At 73.2% G+C, this 5,430-nt stretch carries 5 protein-coding genes and 1 pseudogene; 1 reads left to right on the forward strand and 5 read right to left on the reverse strand.

The annotated features are described in order from the left end of the window. The 5 genes and pseudogenes from NBX02_RS15715 to NBX02_RS15735 all read right to left on the reverse strand — a co-directional run. Window positions 1-209, reverse strand: a pseudogene (locus NBX02_RS15715) (hypothetical protein); the annotation flags it as partial. 367 nt (window positions 210-576) lie between these two features. Further along, window positions 577-996: a TOBE domain-containing protein gene (locus NBX02_RS15720; RefSeq protein ID WP_250284310.1), complete on the reverse strand. Its 420-nt coding sequence runs from the start codon at window positions 994-996 to the stop codon at window positions 577-579. A 286-nt stretch (window positions 997-1,282) separates the two neighbouring features. Next, window positions 1,283-1,996, reverse strand: a complete 714-nt coding sequence (gene thiE, locus NBX02_RS15725) for a thiamine phosphate synthase (protein WP_250291970.1) — start codon at window positions 1,994-1,996, stop codon at window positions 1,283-1,285. 158 nt (window positions 1,997-2,154) lie between these two features. After that, window positions 2,155-2,514 (reverse strand): Rv2175c family DNA-binding protein, encoded by a 360-nt coding sequence (locus tag NBX02_RS15730; protein WP_445548466.1) that lies wholly within the window; start codon window positions 2,512-2,514, stop codon window positions 2,155-2,157. A gap of 14 nt (window positions 2,515-2,528) precedes the next feature. Then, on the reverse strand, window positions 2,529-4,124 hold the full coding sequence (locus tag NBX02_RS15735) for a Gfo/Idh/MocA family protein (protein WP_250291972.1): 1,596 nt from the start codon (window positions 4,122-4,124) through the stop codon (window positions 2,529-2,531). Window positions 4,125-4,508: 384 nt separating this feature from the next. On the opposite strand from NBX02_RS15735, the gene NBX02_RS15740 reads away from it, so the two are divergent. Beyond that, the coding region (locus NBX02_RS15740) for a protein kinase domain-containing protein (protein ID WP_250284326.1) at window positions 4,509-5,430 on the forward strand (922 nt) is incomplete at its 3' end.

Here is a 5,430-nt window from a genome sequence, read left to right on the forward strand (position 1 = left end):
GGCCGGCCCGTCCTGGCCTGGCCGTGATGCCGGACCGGGCCGGTCGCCGGGCCGGTCGCCGGGCCGGTCGCCGGGCCGGTCGCCGGGCCGGTCGCCGGGCCGGTCGCCGGGGCAACGGACGGGGCAACGGACGGGGCAGGGACGCGAGAGCGGGGCCGGCGCAGGCGGCCGGCGACCGAGGAGATCCGGCTCACGTCGCGGCGGGGCACCCGGCCCCGTCGTGGAACGCCCCGGCGGTACCGGACCCACCGGACCCACCGGACCCACCGGACCCACCGGACCCACCGGCACCGCCGGGCACGCCGGCACCGGACCCACCGGCGCAGGGCGGCCTGACGGCGGCGGGTGCCCCGGCCGGGTTCTTCGATCGCGCTTTCATCCGTCCCCGCATATCCGTCCCCGCAAGCTGACACGCCCGGCAGGACTGACACGTCCGGCAGGGCCCCGGAAACGCCGGAGACCCCGAGAGCCCCGGAGGACCGGCGCCTCGGAGCGGCGGAGGGCCGGAAGCCCCGGCAGGAGCAGACAGGCCGGGCGGGCCGGAGGGAACCGGCCGGCCACCGGTACCGCGTGGCGTCAGCGGCGCTGCGCCGGCAGCTCCATCACCACATTCGTCGACTTCACCGAGGCCACGGCCACCACGCCCGGTTCGAGGCCGAGCTCGTCAGCGGACTCGCGGCTCATCAGGGACACGATCCGGTGCGGACCGGCCTGGATCTCGACCTGGGCCATCACGCCGTCGCGTACCACCCGGGTCACGATGCCGGGGAAACGGTTACGGGCCGACTCCCCCACCACCGCCGCGTCCGCGGCCGGCGGCCGGTCGCTCGAGGCCGCGAGCTCCTTGCTGAACTGGGCCAGCGCGGCACCTTCGACGGCCTGCCGGCCGCTGCTGTCCCGTACCAGCGGCAGCCGGCCGGCGTCGGCCCACCTTCGGACGGTGTCGTCGCTGACGCCCAACAGACCGGCTGCGTCTGAGATCCGCAAAGTCGCCATGCATGCACCATAACCAGCGTATCTACGGTTTGTCGCATGCAGCGGATCCGAATCCACGGTTACTTCGCGCATCTCGGCGCTGGTCATCGCCGACCGTCCCAACCGACCGTCACCGCTGACAAACAAGCATGCTACGCGACCGGACCGTCCGGTCATACGCCCGGCCCCAGCCGCCCGGCCCCGGCCGACGGGACAGGCCGCCTGGGCACGGATGGCCGGGCACGGCCGGCCGGACGGGCCGTGAGGCCGTGCTCCGGCACCCGCCCACACGTCCGGGCGAGCGGCTTCAGGCCGCGCGCAGCCGGGCGGCCAGGGCCGCGGCGGCCGGCCCCGGCTCGGCGTCCTGCGTGATGCCCCGGACGACCACGACCCGCCGGGCGCCGGTGCCGAGAACGTCGTCCAGGGTGGCCGCGTCCACCCCGCCGGTGACGAACCAGGGCTTGGCGCCGGGGGTGAAGGGGGGCGCGAGCCGGGCGGCCAGGCGCGGCAGCTCCAGCCCGACCGGCGCACGCCCCTGCTTCGTGGGTGTCGCCCACACCGGGCCGACGCAGAAGTAGTCCACGTCGGGATCCTCGATCGCCGCGGCGAGCTGGTCGGGATCATGGGTGGACAGGCCGATCAGCACGTCCGGGCCGAGCAGCCGGCGGGCCAGCCGGGGCGGGATGTCGTGCTGGCCGACGTGCAGCACGTCGACGCCGGTGAAGGCGGCGAGGTCGGCCCGGTCGTTGGCGGCGACCAGCGCCCCCCGCGGCCGTGCGACCTGGCGCACCACGGCGAGCTCATCGGCTTCGGGCTGCCACTCCAGGCCCTTCTCGCGCAGCTGGACGACGTCCACCCCGGCGGCGACCACCTCGTCGAGGAAGGCGGCCAGCCCCGGCCGCGGCCCGAGACACAGGTACAGCCTGGCGTCGGCCAGCCGGACCAGGCGGGCCTCCGCCTCCGCCGACCGCGTGTACGACGACGCATATGGCGACCGGGGAGCATCGACGTCCTGTGTCATGCCCTCGACCCTACGGCGGCGCGGGCGTGACGAACGCGGCGTATGCCCGAAGGCGCGACACCAGCGGGCAAGGGCCAGCGGGCAAGGGTTAGCGGGCGAGGGCCAGCGGGCAAGGGCCAGCGGGCAAGGGCCAGCGGGCAAGGGTTAGAAGGCGAAGGTTAGAAGGCGAGGGCCTGGGCCCGGCGTTTGACCTCCCGGCCACGGTTCTCCGCCAGTGCGCGCACGGGGGTGCCGGGCAGGGTCGGGTCCTCCCGGAAGAGCCAGTCCAGCGACTCCTCGTCGGAGAAGCCGGCGTCGGAGAGCACGGTCAGCAGGCCTGACAGGCCCTTGAGCACCGCGCCGTCCTGGATGAACTCGGCCGGAACCCGCAGCACGCCCTCGAAGCGCACGGCGAGCAGTTTGCGATCCCGCACCATCTGACGCACACGCGTGATGGGCATCCCGAGCCGGTCAGCGACGTCGGGCAGGGTCAGCCACTCCACGGTCAAAGTAAACACCGGGAAACGGCTGCTGGTCATACCGGGGGTGACGGTCATACCGGCCTGACAGGTTCTCCGCCAGCGGCCACCGACTGGCTGGCCGCCTCCATCACGGCGACCACCCGCCGGGCCACCTCCGCGGTGTACTGCATGGGCCAGCCGGAGACGAGCAGGTCGGCGAGCTGGTTGTGGAAGACCGAGGTGACCGGCGCCGGCGGCAGCGGCAGCCTGGTCCGGCTGCCGTCGGCGGCGACCAGGTTCAGGTGGACGGCGGGGGTGGCGAACATCCGCTCGGCGTGCCGCCCGGGCCGTGGGCCGGGGACGACCGGCTCGGCGGGGACCTCGCTGACGATCGAGCCGGCCGTCCCGATCACATGGAACCTGGGCAGCGCGGCGGCGGCGAGATCGGAGATCGTGATCTGGGCCTCGGTACCACTGGCGAAGTGCAGCAGGATGCGGGTGTGGTCGGCGTTGCTCACGTGGTGCCATACCCGCTTGTGCGCGGTCGCCGACACCCATTCGACGGGCCCGGCGAGCAGGTCGAGGATCCAGTCCAGCGGGGCGAAGCCCCGGTCGTAGACGGCCCCGCCGCTGACCCGGGCATCGTCGTGCCAGGTCCCGGGCGGACGCGTGTAGGAGCCGTGGAACGTCTCCAGCCACAGCACGTCACCGATCGCACCCGCCCGGACCGCGCTCTGCAACGCACGATAACCAAGATCGTCCCGCTGGTCGGGATGGACGGCCAGGACGAGCCCGCGCTCGGTGGCCAGACCGGTCAGCTCGTCGACTTCCCGGGTGGTCAGGCAGAACGGGTGCTCGACCACGACGTGCTTGCCGGCCTCGAGCGCCCGCACCGCCCACTCCGTGTGGGTGTGCGTCGGAGTGGCAACGATCATCAGGTCGGTCTCGGAGTCGCTCACCAGGTCGGCCGGATTGGCGATCCGGCGGACGGCATGCTCCCCGCCGCGTCCCGGCGGGCGCGACGCGCCGTCGCAGATCGCGGCCATCTCCAGGCCTTCGGTGACGTCGACGGCCATGTGGTGGAAGGCGGCGGACTCGGCCGTCCCGAGCAGCCCCACCCGTACCGGCGGCGCGTCCCGCACGCCGAGGGCGTGGCGCAGCCAGCGCCCGATCAGACGGTGGTAGGCGGGATCGGCCAGCGTCCGGTCGCCCGAGCCGAGCGTGAGCATGCCCAGGCCCGTCGACGGGCGCCAGGTGCACACCGGATGCACCGTCAGCTCGTGACGTACCAACAGCAGCTGTTCCACGTCGTCGGCGAGCTTGTCGGGCACGACCCACTGGTCGACCGGCCGGAAGTCACCGAGCCGGGTGGTGAACTCCGCGCCGTCCGGGCCCGGCAGCAGCCACAGTTCGTGGACCGGCGTCACCCGGCCCGGCACCAGCCCGGACGCCTCCACCAGCGGGCTGTCCGGCGGCAGTGACCGCAGGGTGGGGCCGGCGAGCAGCACCGGGACGGACTGGCGGGCGCGGTCGAGCACGTCCTGCTCACTGTTGTCCAGCGGCCGGTCGATGAGGACGAGCAGCGCGTCCGCGGACCGCGCGGAAGTGGGCCCGAGCCCCGCACCCCTGAGATGGTCACCGAGTGCGCTGGCGCCGGGAAGGTTAGAGACCAGGTGAATCCGGGGCACGCAGGCACTGTAGTGAATTAGCCCATCGGCAAACCAACGGGGGTCCGGTCAGGAAACACCGGCGACAAAAAGGATCAGCTCGGGGACCGGTACCGGAGGCTCGGTACGGGAGGATCGGCGCGGCGGTGTACCCGCCCGGTCACAACCACCAACCGGCCTGCCCGTTCGCAAACGCCGCACCCACAGCCACAATGCGTGCCAGGCCGGGACGGGTAACCGATGCCTGTTACGGCATGTCGTACTGTCGGCCCTTCTCGCTCATGCTGGGACGGCTGGGATGGCTGGGACGGGCCGAGATGGGTATGGGCCCCGGGACGGGCTGGGCGCGGTACGGCCGCGGTGCCGGATTCCGGCGTCGTCCACGGGCGCTCTAAGCTGTTGACCGTGGACGCGACCGTCGCAGACCCCGTCATCGGACGGCTGCTGGACGGACGCTATACCGCGCAGGAGCGCCTCGCCGTCGGCGGTATGGCGACGGTCTACGTCGCCCACGACAACCGGCTCGACCGGCTGGTCGCCCTGAAGGTCATGCATCCCGCGTTCGCGCACGACGAGGACTACCTCCGCCGTTTCCAGCAGGAGGCCACCGCCGCCGCCCGGCTGAACACCCCGTGCGTCGTCTCCGTCCTCGACCAGGGCCGTGATCACGGGCCCAGCGGCCCGGTGATCTATCTGGTGATGGAGCTGGTGCGGGGCCAGACCCTGCGCCAGCTCATCGGCAGCCGCGGGCGGCTGGCCCCCACCGAGGCCATCGAGATCATCGAGCCGGTCCTCGAGGCGCTCGCGGCGGCCCACAACGCGGGGATCATCCACCGTGACATCAAGCCGGAGAACATCCTGCTCGGCCACGACGGCCAGGTGAAGGTCGCCGACTTCGGGCTCGCCCGCCCGCTGGACCAGGCAACCCATGCTATGACGCAGGGTGTTGTCATGGGCACTGTCGGCTATCTGGCGCCCGAGCAGGTCAGTGACGGCTCCGCCAGCCCCCGCAGCGACGTCTACGCCGCCGGGGTCGTCCTCTACGAGATGCTCACCGGGGTGCTGCCCCACACCGGCAGCACCCCGATGTCCGTGGCCTACCAGTCGGTGCACGGCGAGGTCCCCGCACCGTCGGCGGCCGCGGAGGGCATCCCGGCCGAGCTGGACACGCTGGTGCTGCACGCCACCGCGCGTGACCTGGACATGCGCCCCGCCGACGGCAGCGCCATGCTCGGCGAGCTGCACCGCGTCCTGCCCTCCCTGCCGGCACCGGCGCCGGCGCCGGCCGCGGGTGCCGGGCACGCCGCGACGGCACCCGGCAGTGGGG

This window comes from Protofrankia sp. CiP1_Cm_nod1 (assembly GCF_920888515.1).
Classification (GTDB): Bacteria; Actinomycetota; Actinomycetes; order Frankiales; family Frankiaceae; genus Protofrankia.